General features: G+C 54.9%; 18 protein-coding genes. 17 read left to right on the top strand and 1 reads right to left on the bottom strand.

The window, feature by feature from the left end; all coding sequences use genetic code 11:
- Positions 1-5 precede the first annotated feature (5 nt).
- A complete protein-coding gene (gene nei, locus IV493_RS12640; RefSeq protein ID WP_013357140.1) occupies positions 6-794 on the top strand; it encodes an endonuclease VIII in 789 nt (262 codons plus the stop codon).
- A gap of 338 nt (positions 795-1,132) precedes the next feature.
- Here nei and IV493_RS12635 read toward each other — a convergent pair whose 3' ends face one another.
- Entirely contained in the window at positions 1,133-2,416 is a 1,284-nt protein-coding gene (locus tag IV493_RS12635; protein WP_033731874.1) for a citrate synthase, read from the bottom strand.
- A 632-nt stretch (positions 2,417-3,048) separates the two neighbouring features.
- Here IV493_RS12635 and sdhC point away from each other — a divergent pair.
- From sdhC to tolA, 16 genes are all read left to right on the top strand, one after another.
- The gene (sdhC, locus tag IV493_RS12630; protein WP_033782341.1) at positions 3,049-3,438 is read left to right on the top strand and encodes a succinate dehydrogenase cytochrome b556 subunit; all 390 of its coding nucleotides are present in this window, start codon (positions 3,049-3,051) and stop codon (positions 3,436-3,438) included.
- On the top strand, positions 3,432-3,779 hold the full coding sequence (gene sdhD / locus IV493_RS12625; RefSeq protein ID WP_095707549.1) for a succinate dehydrogenase membrane anchor subunit: 348 nt from the start codon (positions 3,432-3,434) through the stop codon (positions 3,777-3,779). The genes sdhC and sdhD overlap by 7 nt, the downstream gene beginning before the upstream one ends.
- Complete coding sequence (gene sdhA / locus IV493_RS12620; RefSeq protein ID WP_095707548.1) at positions 3,780-5,546, top strand: succinate dehydrogenase flavoprotein subunit; 1,767 nt, start codon at positions 3,780-3,782, stop codon at positions 5,544-5,546.
- A 14-nt stretch (positions 5,547-5,560) separates the two neighbouring features.
- Entirely contained in the window at positions 5,561-6,277 is a 717-nt protein-coding gene (locus tag IV493_RS12615; RefSeq protein WP_013357144.1) for a succinate dehydrogenase iron-sulfur subunit, read from the top strand.
- A gap of 201 nt (positions 6,278-6,478) precedes the next feature.
- Positions 6,479-9,286, top strand: coding sequence for a 2-oxoglutarate dehydrogenase E1 component (sucA, locus tag IV493_RS12610; protein WP_013357145.1), 2,808 nt, complete (start codon positions 6,479-6,481; stop codon positions 9,284-9,286).
- A gap of 15 nt (positions 9,287-9,301) precedes the next feature.
- Positions 9,302-10,525, top strand: a complete 1,224-nt coding sequence (gene odhB, locus IV493_RS12605; protein ID WP_195857234.1) for a 2-oxoglutarate dehydrogenase complex dihydrolipoyllysine-residue succinyltransferase — start codon at positions 9,302-9,304, stop codon at positions 10,523-10,525.
- Positions 10,526-10,592: 67 nt separating this feature from the next.
- Complete coding sequence (gene sucC / locus IV493_RS12600) at positions 10,593-11,759, top strand: ADP-forming succinate--CoA ligase subunit beta (RefSeq protein WP_003853151.1); 1,167 nt, start codon at positions 10,593-10,595, stop codon at positions 11,757-11,759.
- Positions 11,759-12,634 carry a succinate--CoA ligase subunit alpha gene (gene sucD, locus IV493_RS12595; RefSeq protein WP_013357147.1) on the top strand — a complete coding sequence of 292 codons (876 nt, stop codon included), beginning with the start codon at positions 11,759-11,761 and terminating at the stop codon, positions 12,632-12,634. The genes sucC and sucD overlap by 1 nt, the downstream gene beginning before the upstream one ends.
- A gap of 575 nt (positions 12,635-13,209) precedes the next feature.
- Entirely contained in the window at positions 13,210-14,781 is a 1,572-nt protein-coding gene (gene cydA / locus IV493_RS12590; protein ID WP_061061929.1) for a cytochrome ubiquinol oxidase subunit I, read from the top strand.
- Positions 14,782-14,792: 11 nt separating this feature from the next.
- Positions 14,793-15,932, top strand: a complete 1,140-nt coding sequence (gene cydB, locus IV493_RS12585; RefSeq protein ID WP_195857233.1) for a cytochrome d ubiquinol oxidase subunit II — start codon at positions 14,793-14,795, stop codon at positions 15,930-15,932.
- Between the two features lie 15 nt (positions 15,933-15,947).
- A complete protein-coding gene (gene cydX, locus IV493_RS12580; protein ID WP_013357150.1) occupies positions 15,948-16,052 on the top strand; it encodes a cytochrome bd-I oxidase subunit CydX in 105 nt (34 codons plus the stop codon).
- On the top strand, positions 16,052-16,345 hold the full coding sequence (gene ybgE, locus IV493_RS12575; protein ID WP_095707545.1) for a cyd operon protein YbgE: 294 nt from the start codon (positions 16,052-16,054) through the stop codon (positions 16,343-16,345). The genes cydX and ybgE overlap by 1 nt, the downstream gene beginning before the upstream one ends.
- Positions 16,346-16,523: 178 nt before the next feature.
- Positions 16,524-16,928 (top strand): tol-pal system-associated acyl-CoA thioesterase, encoded by a 405-nt coding sequence (ybgC, locus tag IV493_RS12570; protein WP_010260759.1) that lies wholly within the window; start codon positions 16,524-16,526, stop codon positions 16,926-16,928.
- Positions 16,925-17,611: a Tol-Pal system protein TolQ gene (gene tolQ / locus IV493_RS12565; protein ID WP_003853142.1), complete on the top strand. Its 687-nt coding sequence runs from the start codon at positions 16,925-16,927 to the stop codon at positions 17,609-17,611. Before ybgC ends, tolQ begins: the two co-directional genes overlap by 4 nt.
- 13 nt (positions 17,612-17,624) lie before the next feature.
- Positions 17,625-18,053: a colicin uptake protein TolR gene (tolR, locus tag IV493_RS12560; RefSeq protein WP_013357153.1), complete on the top strand. Its 429-nt coding sequence runs from the start codon at positions 17,625-17,627 to the stop codon at positions 18,051-18,053.
- A 27-nt stretch (positions 18,054-18,080) separates the two neighbouring features.
- Complete coding sequence (gene tolA, locus IV493_RS12555; RefSeq protein ID WP_013357154.1) at positions 18,081-19,406, top strand: cell envelope integrity protein TolA; 1,326 nt, start codon at positions 18,081-18,083, stop codon at positions 19,404-19,406.
- Positions 19,407-19,413 lie beyond the last annotated feature (7 nt).

Raw genomic sequence — 19,413 nt, 5'->3', positions numbered from 1 at the left:
GAACGATGCCTGAAGGACCGGAAATTCGCCGCGTGGCGGATAAGCTTGAAGCCGCGATTGTGGGGCAGCCGTTAACGGAGGCGTGGTTCGCGTTTCCTCAGCTCAAGACTTACGAACCCTCGCTGATTGGTGAGCAGGTGCAGGCGATTGAGACGCGGGGCAAAGCGCTGCTGACACATTTCAGCAATGGCCTGACGCTCTACAGCCATAACCAGCTTTATGGTGTCTGGCGCATCGTGAAACCCGATACTGAACTGAATACCACACGTCAGTTGCGGGTGCGGCTGGCGACGGCAGGCAAAGCGATTCTGCTTTACAGCGCCTCGGATATTGAACTGCTCAACGCAGATACGCTGGCGGCGCATCCGTTTCTGACCCGCATCGGACCGGATGTGCTGAACAGCCAGCTTAACGTTGAAGAGGTGAAAGAGCGGCTGCTGTCGCCCCGGTTCCGGCGGCGACAGTTTAGTGGTCTGCTGCTGGATCAGGCTTTTCTGGCCGGGCTGGGGAATTACCTGCGCGCCGAGATTCTCTGGCTGGCGCAACTGCTGCCCAATCATCGGGCGCAGGATCTCAGTGACGATCAGCTGACGGCTTTCAGCGAGGCACTGCTTTCAGTACCACGTCATGCCTATCGGATGCGTGGAACCATGAAGAAATATCATGAGGAAGCGGCGTTTCAGTTTGAAGTATTTCATCGGCAGGGCAAAAAATGCCGGCGTTGTGGCACGGTGATTGAGAAAGGCACGCTTTCATCACGGCCTTTTTACTGGTGTCCGGGTTGTCAGGGATAGAAAGGGCATGAAGTTAAACGCGGGTGAGGGTAGAAACAAGCTGCTGTAAGACCGAGCCTGCTCAGGAAACACGGTCAGATCGGAAAGACGCAAAAGCCGTCATCCATGACATGCTCGGCCCGCGCGATTACGCACCTCATCCCTGAGATGCGCCCGTTGCCGGGCCAACGCTTTGCGTTGTTCAAAAACGCTCCCGGCGTTTTTGTCCCTGGCGCGGGACGCTTTCCTCTTCTGACCGTGTTTCCTGCGCGTTGAACTTATTCGTTGCGGCCAGATTCACCCATATGCAGGCTTATCAACTGGCTGAGCGGAGATCCCTCTCCGCCATCCATCAAATCTTACTTCTTCAGCTGTGAGCTGAACTCGCGCTCGGTATAACCGGTGTAGAGCTGACGCGGACGGGCAATCTTCATGCCTTCGTCGTGCATCTCTTTCCAGTGGGCAATCCAGCCAACCGTACGGGCCATCGCGAAGATCACCGTAAACATGGACGAAGGAATACCCATCGCTTTCAGAATGATACCGGAGTAGAAGTCCACGTTTGGATAGAGTTTACGCTCGATAAAGTACGGGTCGTTCAGCGCAATGTGTTCCAGCTCCATCGCCACTTCCAGCAGATCATCCTTCATACCCAGCTCATTCAATACTTCATGGCAGGTATCGCGCATCACGGTTGCACGTGGGTCATAGTTTTTATAAACGCGGTGACCAAAGCCCATCAGACGGAAGGAGTCATTCTTGTCTTTGGCGCGTTTAACAAATTCCGGGATGTGCTCAACGGTGCTGATCTCTTCCAGCATACGCAGGGTCGCTTCGTTGGCACCGCCGTGCGCCGGTCCCCACAGAGAGGCGATCCCTGCGGCGATACAGGCAAACGGGTTCGCGCCGCTTGAACCGGCGGTACGTACGGTAGAGGTTGAGGCGTTCTGCTCATGGTCAGCATGCAAAATCAGGATACGGTCCATGGCGCGTTCCAGCACCGGGTTCACTTTGTACTCTTCGCACGGCGTGGCGAACATCATGTGCAGGAAGTTACCGGCGTAAGAGAGGTCATTGCGCGGATAAACAAACGGCTGGCCGATTGAATATTTGTAACACATCGCTGCCATGGTCGGCATCTTAGAGAGCAGACGGAATGCCGCGATTTCGCGGTGGCGCTCAATGTTTACATCCAGTGAATCGTGGTAAAACGCAGCCAGTGCACCGGTCACACCGCACATTACCGCCATCGGATGTGAGTCACGACGGAAGCCATGGAACAGGCGGGTAATCTGCTCATGAATCATGGTGTGACGGGTAACGGTGGTACGGAACTCATCAAACTGTTTCTGATCTGGCGCTTCACCGTTCAGCAGGATATAGCAGACTTCCAGATAGTTAGAGTGGGTCGCCAGCTGAGAAATCGGGAAACCACGGTGCAGCAGGATGCCTTCATCACCATCAATAAAGGTGATGGCAGATTCGCAGGACGCCGTAGATGTAAAACCGGGATCGAAGGTGAACAGGCCACTTGAACCCAGAGCGCGGACATCAACCACATCCTGGCCCAGCGTACCTTTCAGTACGTCCAGTTCAATAGATGTTCCATCTTGCAGGGTTAGCGTTACTTTTTTATCTGTCATTTTCGTCTCCATAGCGCCTTATGTAGGTAAGGATCTTTAGACACCTGAAACGCGTTCATGTTGCGGTTGGCAAAACTACACAGTATCACTCTGCGGGTATAAAGCGGGTGCAGGGTACAGAGTGAGCGGCGCGTTCCCAGCGGGAACCGGTGAGCCATGGACATGCTGCATATCGCGGTTGTTAAAGATCCGGTCAGGACATAACTTCTTGGTAACCAATAACCTGATGCTTTTTAAAGCTCATATTCGCAATGTTACATAACTTGCGCTTAGGGGAAAGTGTATCCCCATAACTTTTGTGCATCATAGGAATTTACAGGCTTAGTTTGTAACTGAATTGTTGAACTATTGTCAAATCAGATAATTAAAATTGTATCAATTGTGAAAATCGTGAGTAGGATCACTGTTCCACCTAAAATATACCAAAGAGTTTGTAGGGGAATTGTAATCAGAATGTGATCCTCCTATACTCCTGGCAGGTCTCCGGAACACCCTGACACCAGGAGCCACCCAGCGTTTACTACCGCGTCAATTAACACTGGATGTTGCTTTTTTGGTGACGGTTAAGTCTGCCACACGTTGTGATTAGACTCCGCCTCAGGTCCGGAGGAAGCAAAATAAAAAAGAGCTGTGTGGGCAAAACCGTGAAAAAACAAAGACCTGTCAACTTGGATCTCTCGACGATCCGGTTTCCCGTTACTGCAATATCGTCCATTCTTCACCGCGTCTCCGGCGTAATCACCCTGGTTGCCATTGGCATCCTGCTGTGGCTGCTCGGTCTCTCTCTCTCTTCTCCTGAAGGTTTCCAGCACGCTGCATCCATCATGGATGGCTTCTTCGCGAAGTTCATTATGTGGGGCATCTTAACCGCGCTGGCCTATCACGCGGTGAGCGGGATTCGTCATATGTTGATGGATTTTGGTTATCTGGCTGAAACGCTGGAAGTGGGCAAGCGTTCTGCTCATATGACTTTTGTGATCACTGTCGTGCTGGCAATTCTGGCGGGAGTTCTCGTATGGTAAGCAATGCATCCGCATTGGGTCGCAACGGCATTCAGGACTGGCTGCTGCTGCGGGCAACTGCAATTCTCATTACGCTCTACATCGTCTACATCCTCGGTTTCGTTGTGATGACAGACACGCTGACTTATGACCTGTGGCGTGGCTTCTTCGCTTCGGCATTCACTAAAGTGTTCACGCTGCTGACGCTGTTCTCCATTCTGATTCACGGCTGGATCGGCATGTGGCAGGTGTTAACAGACTACGTTAAATCACTGCCTGCGCGCCTGTTGTTGCAGTTTGTGATTGTCGTGGCGCTGCTGTGGTATGCGATTTATGGATTTGTTGTGGTGTGGGGTGTGTAAATGAGTTTGCCAATCAGAGAGTTTGATGCCGTGGTGATCGGCGCAGGTGGCGCAGGAATGCGGGCCGCACTGCAAATCTCCCAGGCCGGCCAGAGCTGTGCCCTGTTGTCGAAAGTTTTCCCGACCCGTTCCCACACCGTATCTGCGCAGGGCGGTATTACCGTTGCGCTGGGTAATACCCATGAAGATAACTGGGAATGGCATATGTACGACACCGTCAAAGGTTCCGACTACATCGGTGACCAGGACGCGATTGAATATATGTGTAAAACCGGCCCGGAAGCGATTCTGGAACTGGAGCACATGGGCCTGCCGTTCTCGCGTCTGGAAGATGGTCGTGTCTATCAGCGTCCGTTTGGTGGTCAGTCGAAGAACTTCGGCGGCGAGCAGGCGGCACGTACCGCTGCTGCTGCAGACCGTACAGGCCACGCCCTGTTGCATACCCTTTATCAGCAGAACCTGAAAAACAAAACCACCATCTTCTCTGAGTGGTATGCATTGGATCTGGTGAAAAACGCCGATGGCGCGGTAGTCGGTTGTACCGCTATCTGCATCGAAACCGGCGAAACTGTTTATTTCAAAGCGAAAGCGACCATTCTGGCCACCGGCGGCGCGGGCCGTATCTATCAGTCCACCACCAATGCACATATCAACACCGGCGACGGCGTGGGTATGGCACTGCGTGCGGGCGTGCCGGTGCAGGATATGGAGATGTGGCAGTTCCACCCAACCGGTATCGCCGGTGCGGGCGTGCTGGTCACCGAGGGCTGCCGTGGTGAAGGCGGCTATCTGCTGAACAAACATGGCGAACGCTTCATGGAGCGTTATGCGCCAAACGCTAAAGATCTGGCGGGCCGCGACGTGGTTGCGCGCTCAATGATGATTGAAATCCGTGAAGGTCGCGGCTGTGATGGTCCATGGGGTCCACATCTTAAGCTGAAACTGGATCACCTGGGTAAAGAGGTGCTTGAGTCACGTCTGCCTGGCATTCTCGAGCTGTCACGCACCTTTGCTCACGCCGATCCGATCAAAGAACCTATCCCGGTCATTCCGACCTGCCACTATATGATGGGCGGTATTCCGACCAAAGTGACCGGTCAGGCACTGCGTGTGAATGAGCAGGGTGAAGATGTAGTGATTCCTGGCCTGTTCGCTGTCGGCGAAATTGCCTGCGTATCGGTACACGGCGCCAACCGTCTGGGCGGCAACTCACTGCTCGACCTGGTGGTCTTTGGCCGCGCTGCGGGCCTGCACCTGCTGGAGAGCATTCAGGAGCAGGGCGAACTGCGTGACGCCACGGAAGATGAAATTGCCGTGGCGATGGCGCGCTTCAACCGCTGGGAAAACAACACCACCGGTGAAGATCCGGTTGAGATTCGTAAAGCGTTGCAACGCTGCATGCAGAACAACTTCTCTGTATTCCGCGAAGGCGACGCGATGGCGCAGGGTCTGGAAGAGCTGAAAGAGATTCGCCAGCGTCTGAAATCAGCGCGTCTGGATGACCGCTCACCGGATTTCAACACCCAGCGTATTGAGTGTCTGGAGCTGGATAACCTGATGGAGACGGCCTTTGCCACGGCGGTAGCGGCTAACTATCGCACCGAGAGCCGCGGTGCGCACAGTCGCTTCGACTTCCCGGATCGTGATGATGAAAACTGGCTGTGCCACAGTCTTTATGTCCCGGAAACCGAAAGCATGACGCGCCGTGAGGTGAACATGCAGCCGAAACTGCGCGCGGCGTTCCCGCCGAAAGTGCGTACCTACTAATTTCGGAGACGATCATGAGACTCGAGTTTTCAATTTATCGCTACAATCCGGACGTCGATGACAAGCCGCGCATGCAGGATTACACCCTGGAATCGGAAGATGGTCGCGACATGATGCTGCTGGACGCGCTGATTCGCCTGAAAGAGAAAGATCCGACGCTGGCGTTTCGTCGCTCCTGTCGTGAAGGCGTCTGCGGCTCTGATGGCCTCAACATGAACGGTAAAAACGGACTGGCCTGCATTACGCCGGTCTCGGCCCTGGGCAACGGCAAACAGAAAATCGTTATCCGTCCATTGCCAGGTTTACCGGTTGTGCGTGACCTGGTCGTAGACATGAGCCAGTTTTATGCGCAGTATGAGAAAATTAAGCCTTTCCTGTTGAATAATGGGGAAAATCCGCCAGCACGTGAGCATCTGCAGTCACCGGATGAGCGCGAGCACCTGGATGGCCTGTACGAGTGTATTCTCTGTGCCTGCTGCTCAACCTCATGCCCATCATTCTGGTGGAATCCTGAGAAGTTCATCGGTCCTGCCGGCCTGCTTGCGGCATACCGTTTCCTGATTGACAGCCGCGACACTGAAACGGATGCGCGTCTCGACAATCTGAATGACGCTTTCAGCGTATTCCGCTGCCATAGCATCATGAACTGTGTGAGTGTCTGTCCGAAAGGGCTGAACCCGACGCGCGCCATCGGCCATATCAAGTCGATGCTGCTGCAGCGCGGCGCATAAGTCGTTTCTGCCGGGAACCTCAGGTTCCCGGTGTTTTAACGGAAGCCTCTGTAAGCGCGGTGATGACCACGTTTACAAAGGTTCCCTTACGGGCCACGCGCGCTGCGCAAAGTGCTCGTATCGCTGAACTCACTACGGCAAACCGCGAAAGCGGCAACAAATGAAACCTCAAAAAAGCATAGCAATGCTTAAGGGATCACAATGCAGAACAGCGCGATGAAGCCCTGGCTGGACTCTTCCTGGCTGGCCGGCGCGAATCAGTCTTACATAGAGCAGCTCTATGAGGATTTCCTGACCGATCCTGACTCTGTCGATGCAGTGTGGCGCTCGATGTTCCAACAGTTACCGGGCACCGGAATGAAACCTGAGCAGTTTCACTCCACCACACGTGAGTACTTCCGTCGCCTGGCGAAAGACGCATCTCGTTACACCTCATCTGTCTCCGATCCGGAAACCAACTCCAAGCAAGTGAAAGTGCTGCAGCTGATCAACGCGTTTCGTTTTCGCGGTCATCAGCACGCCAATCTCGATCCGCTTGGCCTGTGGAAACAGGATCGGGTCGCCGATCTTGATCCCGCTTTTCATGACCTGACCGAGGCCGATTTTCAGGAAAGCTTTAACGTAGGCTCTTTTGCCATCGGTAAAGAGACCATGAAGCTGGCCGATCTCTTCGACGCGCTGACGCAGACGTACTGTGGCTCAATCGGTGCGGAATATATGCACATCAACAACACGGATGAGAAGCGCTGGATCCAGCAGCGTCTTGAGTCTGTGGCGGGCCGTGCAGCGTTCAGCAACGAAGAGAAAAAAGGTTTCCTGAAAGAGCTGACCGCGGCAGAAGGACTGGAAAAATATCTCGGGGCGAAATTCCCGGGTGCCAAACGCTTCTCGCTGGAAGGCGGCGATGCGCTGGTGCCCATGCTGCGCGAAATGATCCGTCACGCCGGCAAGAGCGGCACCCGTGAAGTCGTGCTGGGCATGGCGCACCGTGGTCGTCTCAATGTGCTGATCAACGTGCTGGGTAAAAAGCCACAGGATCTGTTCGACGAGTTCGCCGGTAAGCATAAAGAGCATCTTGGCACCGGTGACGTGAAGTACCACATGGGCTTCTCTTCTGACGTAGAAACCGAAGGCGGCCTGGTTCACCTGGCGCTGGCGTTTAACCCGTCACACCTGGAGATCGTCAGCCCGGTCGTTATGGGTTCCGTACGTGCCCGTCTGGATCGTCTGGATGAGCCTGCGAGCAACAAAGTCCTGCCGATCACCATTCATGGTGACGCGGCGGTGATTGGCCAGGGCGTGGTTCAGGAAACCCTGAACATGTCACAGGCACGCGGTTATGAAGTGGGCGGTACTGTTCGCATCGTCATCAACAACCAGGTTGGTTTTACGACGTCCAACCCGAAAGATGCGCGTTCAACCCCTTACTGCACCGATATCGGCAAAATGGTGCTGGCACCGATTTTCCACGTCAACGCGGATGACCCGGAAGCAGTCGCTTTTGTGACCCGTCTGGCGCTCGACTATCGCAACACCTTTAAGCGTGATGTGTTTATCGATCTGGTCTGCTATCGCCGTCATGGTCACAACGAGGCCGATGAGCCAAGTGCGACTCAGCCGCTGATGTACCAGAAAATCAAAAAGCACCCGACGCCGCGTAAAATTTACGCCGACCGTCTGGAAGGTGAAGCCGTTGCCACGCAGGAAGATGCGACCGAAATGGTCAATCTTTACCGTGATGCGCTGGATGCGGGCGAGTGCGTAGTACCAGAATGGCGTCCGATGAGCCTGCACTCCTTTACCTGGTCACCTTACCTGAACCATGAGTGGGATGAGCCTTATCCGGCCCAGGTCGACATGAAACGTCTGAAGGAACTGGCGCTGCGTATCAGCCAGGTACCTGAAGAGGTTGAGGTGCAGTCGCGTGTTGCCAAGATTTATAACGACCGTCGTCTGATGGCTGAAGGCGAGAAAGCCTTTGACTGGGGCGGCGCGGAAAACCTGGCCTACGCCACGCTGGTTGATGAAGGCATTCCGGTTCGCCTGTCGGGTGAAGATACCGGTCGCGGCACCTTCTTCCATCGTCACGCGGTGGTTCATAACCAGGCAAACGGCTCAACCTACACCCCTCTGCACCATGTGCACAGCGGCCAGGGCCAGTTCAAAGTCTGGGACTCCGTGCTATCAGAAGAGGCGGTACTGGCCTTTGAATATGGCTACGCCACTGCTGAGCCACGCATCCTGACCATCTGGGAAGCGCAGTTTGGTGACTTCGCCAACGGTGCACAGGTTGTTATCGACCAGTTCATCAGCTCCGGTGAGCAGAAATGGGGCCGTATGTGTGGCCTGGTCATGCTGCTGCCGCACGGCTATGAAGGTCAGGGGCCAGAGCACTCGTCTGCGCGTCTGGAGCGTTATCTGCAACTCTGCGCTGAGCAGAACATGCAGGTCTGCGTACCGTCAACGCCTGCGCAGGTTTACCATATGCTGCGTCGTCAGGCGCTGCGCGGTATGCGCCGTCCGCTGATTGTGATGTCGCCGAAATCGCTGCTGCGTCATCCGCTGGCGATCTCCACGCTGGATGAACTGGCTAACGGCAGCTTCCAGCCGGCGATTGGCGAAGTGGATAATCTGGATGCGCAGGGCGTGAAACGCGTCGTGCTGTGCTCTGGTAAAGTCTATTACGACCTGCTTGAGCAGCGTCGTAAAAATGAGCAGACCGATGTAGCCATTGTCCGTATCGAGCAGCTCTATCCGTTCCCGCATCATGCGGTTCAGGAAGCATTACAAGCGTATTCTCACGTACAGGATTTTGTCTGGTGTCAGGAAGAGCCGCTGAATCAGGGCGCCTGGTACTGCAGCCAGCATCATTTCCGTGAAGTTGTGCCGTTTGGTGCGACCTTACGTTATGCAGGCCGCCCGGCCTCCGCCTCACCGGCCGTGGGTTACATGTCCGTACACCAACAACAGCAGCAAGACCTGGTTAATGACGCGCTGAACGTTAATTAATTAAAAGGAAAGATAATGAGTAGCGTAGATATTCTCGTTCCCGACCTGCCTGAATCGGTTGCCGATGCCTCCGTGGCAACCTGGCACAAAAAACCAGGCGATGCAGTGACTCGCGATGAAGTGCTGGTTGAAATCGAAACCGACAAAGTGGTGCTGGAAGTGCCAGCCTCTGCTGACGGTATTCTGGAAGCGGTTCTGGAAGAAGAGGGCGCCACCGTCACTTCACGCCAGATTCTGGGTCGTCTGAAAGAGGGCAACAGCGCCGGTAAAGAGACCAGCGCGAAGTCTGAAAGCAAAGAGTCTACCCCGGCTCAGCGTCAGACTGCGTCACTGGAAGAAGAGAGCAACGATGCGCTCAGCCCGGCCATCCGCCGTCTGATTGCCGAGCACAACCTTGATGCTTCGCAGATCAAAGGCAGCGGTGTGGGCGGACGTCTGACCCGTGAAGATGTTGAAAAACATCTGGCCAACAAACCACAGGCCGCTAAAGCCGCCGCACCTGCGTCAGAAACTGCAGCCGTGCAGCAGCCTGTGGCGAATCGCAGCGAAAAACGCGTGCCGATGACCCGTCTGCGTAAGCGTGTTGCCGAGCGTCTGCTGGAAGCGAAAAACAGCACTGCGATGCTGACCACCTTCAACGAAATCAACATGAAGCCCATCATGGATCTGCGCAAGCAGTATGGTGAGGCCTTCGAGAAGCGTCACGGTGTCCGTCTGGGCTTTATGTCCTTCTACATCAAAGCGGTTGTTGAAGCACTGAAACGTTACCCGGAAGTGAATGCCTCCATCGATGGCGAAGATGTGGTTTACCACAACTACTTCGACGTCAGCATCGCGGTCTCTACGCCACGCGGTCTGGTGACACCGGTTCTGCGTGACGTTGATGCGCTGAGCATGGCGGACATTGAGAAGAAAATCAAAGAGCTGGCAGTGAAAGGCCGTGACGGCAAGCTGACAGTAGACGATCTGACCGGCGGTAACTTCACCATTACCAATGGCGGCGTCTTTGGTTCCCTGATGTCCACCCCGATCATCAACCCACCGCAGAGCGCCATCCTGGGCATGCACGCTATCAAAGATCGCCCGATGGCGGTCAATGGTCAGGTTGTGGTGCTGCCAATGATGTACCTGGCGCTCTCCTACGACCACCGTCTGATCGATGGCCGTGAATCAGTGGGTTATCTGGTTGCAGTGAAAGAGATGCTGGAAGATCCGGCGCGTCTGCTGCTGGATGTCTGATTTTCACCGGGCGCGCCTCGCGCGCCCAACCTCAATACTCTTTTCAGACCTGAATGGATAGAACATCATGAACTTACACGAATACCAGGCGAAACAACTGTTTGCACGGTATGGCATGCCGGCACCAACGGGTTACGCCTGTACTACACCACGTGAAGCGGAAGAAGCAGCCTCTAAAATTGGCGCAGGCCCGTGGGTAGTTAAATGTCAGGTTCATGCCGGTGGCCGCGGTAAAGCGGGCGGTGTGAAAGTGGTTAACAGCAAAGAAGAGATCCGCGCATTTGCTGAAAACTGGCTGGGCAAACGTCTGGTGACCTATCAGACAGACGCAAACGGCCAGCCGGTAAACCAGATTCTGGTTGAAGCGGCAACCGACATCGATCAGGAGCTCTACCTGGGCGCTGTGGTCGATCGCGCAACGCGTCGCGTGATTTTCATGGCCTCAACCGAAGGCGGCGTGGAAATCGAAAAAGTGGCGGAAGAGACCCCGCACCTGATCCACAAAATGGCGCTGGATCCACTGACCGGTCCGCAGCCTTATCAGGGCCGCGAGCTGGCATTCAAACTGGGCCTGACCGGTAAGCTGGTTGGTCAGTTCACCAAGATCTTCATGGGTCTGGCAACGCTGTTCCTGGAGCGCGATCTGGCGATGGTTGAGATCAACCCGCTGGTCATCACTAAGCAGGGCGATCTGATCTGCCTGGATGGCAAACTGGGCGCCGATGGCAATGCCCTGTTCCGCCAGCCAGAGCTGCGCGAAATGCGCGATCCAAGCCAGGAAGACCCACGTGAAGCGCATGCGACACAGTGGGAACTGAACTATGTTGCGCTGGAAGGCAACATCGGTTGTATGGTTAACGGCGCAGGTCTGGCGATGGGCACCATGGACATCGTTAAGCACCATGGCGGTCAGCCAGCCAACTTCCTTGATGTCGGCGGCGGCGCAACTAAAGAGCGCGTGACCGAAGCCTTCAAAATCATCCTGTCTGACGATGCGGTTAAAGCCGTCTTCGTTAACATCTTCGGCGGTATCGTACGCTGTGACCTGATTGCCGACGGCATCATCGGCGCAGTCGCTGAAGTGGGTGTTAACGTGCCAGTGGTGGTACGTCTGGAAGGTAACAACGCCGAGCTGGGCGCACAGAAACTGGCGGACAGCGGTCTGAACATCATTGCAGCAACCAGCCTGACAGACGCCGCACAGCGTGTTGTTGCTGCCGCGGAGGGTAAATAATGTCCATTCTGATCGACAAAAACACCAAAGTCATTTGCCAGGGTTTCACCGGTGGCCAGGGGACTTTCCATTCTGAGCAGGCGCTGGCTTACGGTACTCAGCTGGTTGGCGGCGTGACGCCAGGCAAAGGCGGCACGACGCATCTCGGCCTGCCGGTGTTCAACACCGTACGCGAAGCGGTAGAAGCGACCGGCGCAACTGCCACCGTGATCTACGTTCCGGCACCTTTCTGTAAAGATGGCATCCTGGAAGCGATCGAAGCGGGCATCAAGCTGATCATCACCATCACCGAAGGTATCCCGACGCTGGATATGCTGACTGTGAAAGTGAAGCTGGATGAAGCGGGCGTGCGGATGATCGGTCCAAACTGTCCGGGCGTAATCACCCCAGGTGAATGTAAGATCGGCATCATGCCAGGCCACATTCACCAGCCGGGCCGTGTCGGTATCGTATCCCGTTCAGGCACCCTGACCTATGAAGCAGTTAAGCAGACCACTGACATCGGCTACGGCCAGTCAACCTGCGTCGGCATCGGTGGTGACCCGATCCCTGGCTCTAACTTCATCGACATCCTGAAAATGTTCCAGGATGATCCACAGACTGAAGCGATCGTGATGATCGGTGAAATCGGTGGCAGCGCAGAAGAAGAAGCCGCAGCCTTCATCAAAGAGCACGTGACCAAGCCGGTTGTAGGCTACATTGCTGGCGTCACCGCGCCGAAAGGCAAGCGCATGGGCCATGCGGGCGCCATCATTGCCGGTGGTAAAGGTACAGCAGATGAGAAATTTGCTGCACTGGAAGCCGCAGGCGTGAAAACCGTTCGCAGCCTGGCTGACATCGGTGACGCAGTTAAAGCCGTATTACCGGCAAAATAAGTCGTCGTCATCTGAGACTAAGCCACCTCCGGGTGGCTTTTTTTATGCCGGTAACACACAGACATCACCCAGACATCTAAAGAAAAGAGGGCGTGGTCAGATAACCACGCAGGTATTAGTTACGTTAATAAAAAGTGGCAAAGGTAAACTATTTTTCCACGCCTTATTTCATTAATGACATCTCATTAACAAGAAACCCACCTGGCTCTATCTGGAAACTTATTGCGTTAATCCAGATCAATTAATCGCGATTTATATCCAACTATATCGCTGGCAAAGCGCAACGCTAAGAGCGTAAATTGCGCTGCATCAATCCAGCCTTTTACACAAATTTTCAAACGTCTGCTCAGCCCGGGATGACACCCGCTTTCCTCCTGTTAAAGCACGCGTTAATGAAAGCGCGGATTGACAATTTTCAGAGCTGCTTTATTCGCTACTCGCCTGTTCGGGCAGCTCACAAATCTGTTCTGCTGGTCATAAAAAAACTGGAATCAATAAACAGTCGTTCCTGACTCTGATTACGTTCGTTCTGATCGCGCGCGTGACGGAGACAAAGCGAGGAGCAAGGAGTCCTTATGTTAGATATCGTCGAACTGTCGCGGTTACAGTTTGCCTTAACAGCGATGTACCATTTTCTGTTCGTCCCTTTAACGCTGGGTATGGCGTTTTTGCTGGCGATCATGGAGACGGTCTATGTCCTGAGCGGTAAACAAATTTATAAAGATATGACGAAGTTCTGGGGCAAGTTATTTGGTATTAACTTTGCGCTGGGTGTCGCTACCGGCCTGACCATGGAATTTCAGTTCGGGACAAACTGGTCATATTACTCTCACTACGTCGGCGATATCTTCGGCGCGCCGCTCGCCATTGAAGGTCTGATGGCGTTCTTCCTGGAATCGACCTTTGTCGGCCTGTTCTTTTTTGGCTGGGATCGGCTGGGTAAAGTGCAGCACATGGCGGTGACCTGGCTGGTGGCGCTGGGCTCGAACATGTCCGCGCTGTGGATTCTGGTTGCTAACGGCTGGATGCAGAACCCCATCGCCTCTGAATTCAACTTCGAAACCATGCGCATGGAGATGGTCAGCTTCTCAGAGCTGGTACTGAACCCGGTGGCGCAGGTGAAATTCGTTCACACCGTAGCGGCCGGTTACACGACCGGTGCGATGTTCATTCTGGGCATCAGCGCGTGGTACATGCTGAAAGGGCGCGACCTTGCTTTTGCTAAACGCTCGTTCGCTATTGCGGCCAGCTTTGGCATGGCGGCGGTCCTCTCCGTGATCCTGCTGGGCGATGAGTCAGGCTATGAAATGGGCGACGTGCAGAAAACCAAGCTGGCCGCTATCGAAGCGGAGTGGGAAACCCAGCCGGCACCAGCCTCATTTACGCTGTTTGGCCTGCCCGATCAGGCAACGCAGGAGAACCGGTATGCCGTGCAGATCCCGTGGCTGCTGGGCCTGATCGCAACCCGATCAATCGATAAGCCGGTCACCGGCCTGAAAGATCTGATGGCTCAGCATGAAGTGCGCATCCGCAACGGCATGAAAGCCTACACGTTGCTGAATGAACTGCGCAGCGGCAGTCAGGATCCCGCAGTACGTGACGCGTTCAACAGTCACAAGCAGGATCTCGGTTATGGTCTGCTGCTGAAGCGCTATACCGATAACGTGGCGGATGCGACCGAAGCGCAGATCAAACAGGCGACGCAGGACTCTATCCCGCGCGTAGCGCCGCTCTATTTCGCGTTCCGCATCATGGTGCTGTGTGGCGTACTGCTGCTGGGCATTATCACGCTCTCTTTCTGGAGCGTAATACGCAATCGCGTGGGCAAAAATCGCTGGTTACTGAAAGCGGCGCTGTTTGGTATTCCGTTACCCTGGATTGCCGTCGAGTCAGGCTGGTTCGTAGCCGAGTATGGTCGTCAGCCCTGGGCTATCGGTGAAATCCTGCCGACCGCGGTGGCCAACTCCTCGCTGACTGTTGGCGATCTACTGTTCTCGATGATCCTGATCTGCGGACTCTACACGCTGTTCCTGGTGGCAGAAATGTACCTGATGTTCAAATTCGCCCGCCTTGGGCCGAGCAGCCTGAAAACCGGGCGATATCATCATGAGCAGATTACGGCAACTACTCAGCCGGTTCAGGGATAAGGAGAGCGACCATGTTTGATTATGAAGTTCTGCGCTTTGTCTGGTGGCTGCTGATTGGCGTGCTGCTGATTGGCTTTGCTGTCGCAGATGGTTTTGATATGGGCGTCGGCATGCTGACACGCATTCTGGGCCGCACCGATACTGAACGTCGCATCATGATTAACAGTATAGCCCCGCACTGGGACGGTAACCAGGTCTGGCTGATCACCGCGGGTGGCGCACTGTTTGCCGCCTGGCCGATGGTCTACGCAGCGGCCTTCTCCGGCTTCTATGTGGCGATGATTCTGGTGCTCGCGTCACTCTTCTTCCGTCCGGTCGGTTTCGATTACCGCTCGAAGATTGAAGATAACCGCTGGCGCGGTGCCTGGGACTGGGGCATTTTCATTGGCAGCTTCGTGCCACCGCTGGTGATTGGCGTGGCCTTTGGCAACCTGTTACAGGGCGTGCCGTTCCATGCCGATGCGTATCTGCGCCTGTTCTATACCGGCAACTTCTTCCAGCTGCTGAATCCGTTTGGCCTGCTGGCGGGTGTGGTCAGTGTGGCGATGATTCTGGCACAGGGCGCAACCTACCTGCAGATGCGCACCACTGGCGAACTGCATCTGCGTTCGCGTACCGCTGCACAACTTGCCGCGCTGGTGATGATGGTCTGCTTCATCCTGGCGGGTGTCTGGGTGAAATACGGTATCGAGGGTTATGTGGTGACCAGCACAATGGATCACTTCGCCGCCTCAAACCCACTGGGAAAAACTGTCGTGCGCGAAGCGGGTGCCTGGATGATTAACTTCCAGAACCATCCTGTACTGTGGCTGTTCCCGCTGCTTGGTTCGGTGCTGCCGCTGCTTACCGTACTCTGCTCGCGGGTTGAAAAGGGTGCCTGGGCGTTCCTGTTCTCATCACTGACGCTGGCCTGCGTCATCATGACTGCCGGCATTGCGATGTTTCCGTTCATCATGCCATCCAGCACCGTACCGGGGACCAGCCTGACCATGTGGGACGCCACGTCCAGTCTGCTGACGTTGCAAACCATGACCGTGGCCGCCGCTATCTTTGTCCCAATCATTCTGATTTACACCACCTGGTGCTACTGGAAGATGTTTGGCCGTATTACCAAAGAGCAGATTGAAAGCAACAGTCACTCACTCTATTAATAAAGGAGATGTCGCATGTGGTATTTTGCCTGGATTCTCGGCACGTTGCTGGCCTGTGCCTTTGGTATCGTGACCGCGCTGGCGATTGAGCACGTTGAAGCGCAGGATGAGACTCACTGATGCGCACGCCAGTTCGGATGCTCTATGATCTGATGGATAAGGGCCCGTTACGGGCCCTTTCACTGCTGCTGGCGCTGCTGACGGCGGGCGGCGTGATGTGGGATCCGACCCGTTTTGCCAATCAGGCGGGCCAGCTTCCTGCTCTGCAGGGGCTGGTGCTGATCTGGGCGGTCTGCTGCGGCGTAATTCACGGTGTGGGTTTCCGGCCACGGAAAACCCGATGGCAGGCGCTGTTTACGCCGTTACCGGCTCTGCTGGTGTTAGTGATTGCGCTTTACCGTTTTTACCTTTAATTCCCCACCTCACCCGCGCTGTCAGTGAATATTTGTCAGCATCTGGTCAATAAATCTCTCTGAAATCGTTCCGTTTGTTACGGAGCGATAATTATTTTCGCCTGGCTCTGGCGACCCATTCCCAACCCCAATTCTCTTGCGTATAGTAGCAACGTTTAAAACGAGGCCGGGATGTAGAGTGAGTACAACGCTGTTTCGCTGGCCGGTTCGGGTCTACTACGAAGATACTGATGCCGGTGGTGTGGTTTATCACGCCAGCTATATCGCTTTTTATGAACGAGCACGTACCGAAATGTTGCGACAGCACCATTTCAATCAGCAGACGCTGTTAGAACAGCAGATCGCTTTTGTGGTACGGCGCATATCGGTGGACTATCTGGCGGCGGCGCGTCTTGATGACCTTCTGGAGATCCAGAGTGAGGTTACCTCAATGACACGGGCAACCATGACGTTCACGCAGCGTATCGTGAATACTGAAGGCAAAGTGCTCAATGAGGCAGAAGTCCTGATTGCCTGCATTAACCCACATCTGATGAAGCCGATTGCGCTTCCCAAGTCTATTGTCGCGGAGTTCAAGCAGTGACTGACATGAACATTCTTGATTTGTTCCTGAAGGCGAGCCTTCTGGTCAAACTTATCATGTTGATTTTGATCGGCTTTTCTATTGCCTCCTGGGCCATCATTATTCAGCGCACACGTATTCTGAATGCGGCGGGAAGAGAAGCGGAGGCGTTTGAAGACAAATTCTGGTCCGGTATCGAACTCTCGCGCCTGTATCAGGAGAGCCAGGAGCGCCGGGAAGAACTGGGCGGCTCGGAGCAGATTTTCTATTCCGGCTTCAAAGAATTTGCCCGCCTGCATCGCGCCAATAATCATGCGCCGGAAGCGGTCATTGACGGGGCGAGTCGTGCTATGCGCATCTCAATGAACCGTGAGCTGGAAGCACTGGAAAACCACATTCCATTCCTCGGCACCGTCGGCTCTATCAGTCCTTACATCGGGCTGTTCGGTACCGTCTGGGGAATTATGCACGCCTTTATCGCGCTGGGCGCGGTGAAGCAGGCGACGCTGCAGATGGTGGCACCGGGTATCGCTGAAGCACTGATTGCGACCGCTATCGGTCTGTTTGCCGCGATTCCGGCGGTCATGGCGTACAACCGTCTGAACCAGCGCGTGAACAAACTGGAGCAGGGCTACGACAACTTTATGGAAGAGTTCACTGCCATCCTGCATCGCCAGGCTTTCTCCAGCGATAGCGCTAAGTAAATAGAGGTTAATGATGGCCAGAGTACGTGGTCGCAAAAGCCGCGACCTGAAGTCGGAAATCAACATCGTTCCGCTACTGGACGTCCTGCTGGTGCTGTTGCTGATCTTCATGGCAACGGCACCCATTATTACCCAGAGCGTGGAAGTGGATCTGCCTGATGCGACCGACTCTAAAACGGTTTCCAGCGATGATAATCCGCCGGTAATTGTTGAAGTCGCGGGCGTGGGGCAGTACAGCCTGGTCGTGGATCACGACCGCATGGACCAACTCCCGCCTGAGCAGGTGATCAGCGAAGCGCAGCGTCGACTGGAAGCGAATCCTAAGACGGTCTTTTTGATCGGGGGCGCGAAAGAGGTGCCTTACGATGAAATTATTAAAGCGCTCAACCTGCTGCACCAGGCGGGTGTTAAATCTGTCGGTTTGATGACGCAGCCGATTTAAAATCGAACCGTTTTTTGGGAACCGAGTGTGTCGAAGGCAACCGAGCAAAACGAGAAGTTAAAGCGCGCGATAATCATTTCGGTGATTCTGCATATCGTGCTGATCGCGCTGCTGATTTGGAGCTCGTTTAATGAGCACGTTGACCCCAGCAGTGCGGGTGGCGGAGGCAGCGATATCGATGCAGTGATGGTCGATCCCGGTGCCGTCGTGAGTCAATACAATCGTCAGCAGAACCAGCAGAGCGACAGCCAGCGGGCTGAGCAGCAGCGTAAAAAGCAGGCGCAGCAGCAGGCTGAAGAGCTGCAACAGAAACAGGCTGCTGAACAGCAGCGTCTGAAAGCGCTGGAGAAAGAGCGTTTAGCCGCGCAGGAAACCGCGAAAGAAGAGGCTAAACAGCAGGCTGAGCAGCAGAAAGCGGCTATCGATGCTGCTAAACAGGCTCAGGAGCAACAAAAAACCGCTGAAGCGGCGGCAGCCAAAGCGAAAGCGGATGCGAAAGCCCAGGCGGATGCACAGGCAAAAGCCGCCGCCGAGCAGGCGAAGCAGGCCGCCGCCGACGCAAAGAAGCAGGCTGATCAGCAGGCGAAAGCCGCCGCGGCGGCCGCCGCAAAAGAGAAAGCTGTTGCGGAAGCCAAAGCAAAGTCTGAAGCGGATGCAAAAGCGGCAGCCGAAGCCAAAGTGAAAGCGGCGGCGGAGGCAAAAGCTAAAGCGGCCGAAGAGGCGAAAGAAAAAGCCGCTGAAGCCAAAGAAAAAGCAGCTGAGGCAGCGAAAGAGAAAGCTGCAGAAGCGGCGAAAGAGAAAGCTGAGGCCGCTAAAGAAGCGGCTAAAGAGAAGGCAGAAGCGGCTGCAAAGGCGAAAGCCGATGCTGCGGCAAAAGCCAAAGCCGATGCGGCAGCCAAAGCAAAAGCGGATGCTGCTGCTAAGGCCAAAGCAGATGCGAAAGCGAAAGCCGCAGCGGATGCCGCCAATGGCAGCGATGTCGATGATTTACTGGGCGGACTCGCTTCCGGCAAAAATGCACCGAAAAGCGGCACTTCCGGTGGCGCAGCAGGGCAGGGAAACCAGAAGAAAGCGGGCGCATCAGGCGCGGAAATCAACTCCTATATGGGGCAGGTTGTCAGTGCGATTCAGAGCCGATTCTACGATGCCGATCTGTATCGCGGAAAAACCTGTGATTTGCGGATTAAACTTGCGCCTGATGGCTTGTTAATCGATGTTAAGTCAGAGGGTGGCGATCCTGCGCTCTGTCAGGCCGCGATTGCTGCCGCTAAACAGGCACGCATTCCGAAGCCGCCTTCGCAGGCGGTCTACGAAGTGTTTAAAAACGCCCCAATGCGTTTTAAACCGCAATAATGCAGTA

Source organism: Pantoea sp. SM3640 (assembly GCF_015654165.1).
GTDB classification, from domain to species: domain Bacteria; phylum Pseudomonadota; class Gammaproteobacteria; order Enterobacterales; family Enterobacteriaceae; genus Pantoea; species Pantoea vagans.
The sequence above is the reverse complement of the archived record's forward strand: the minus strand, read 5'-3'. Positions and strand labels throughout refer to the sequence as shown.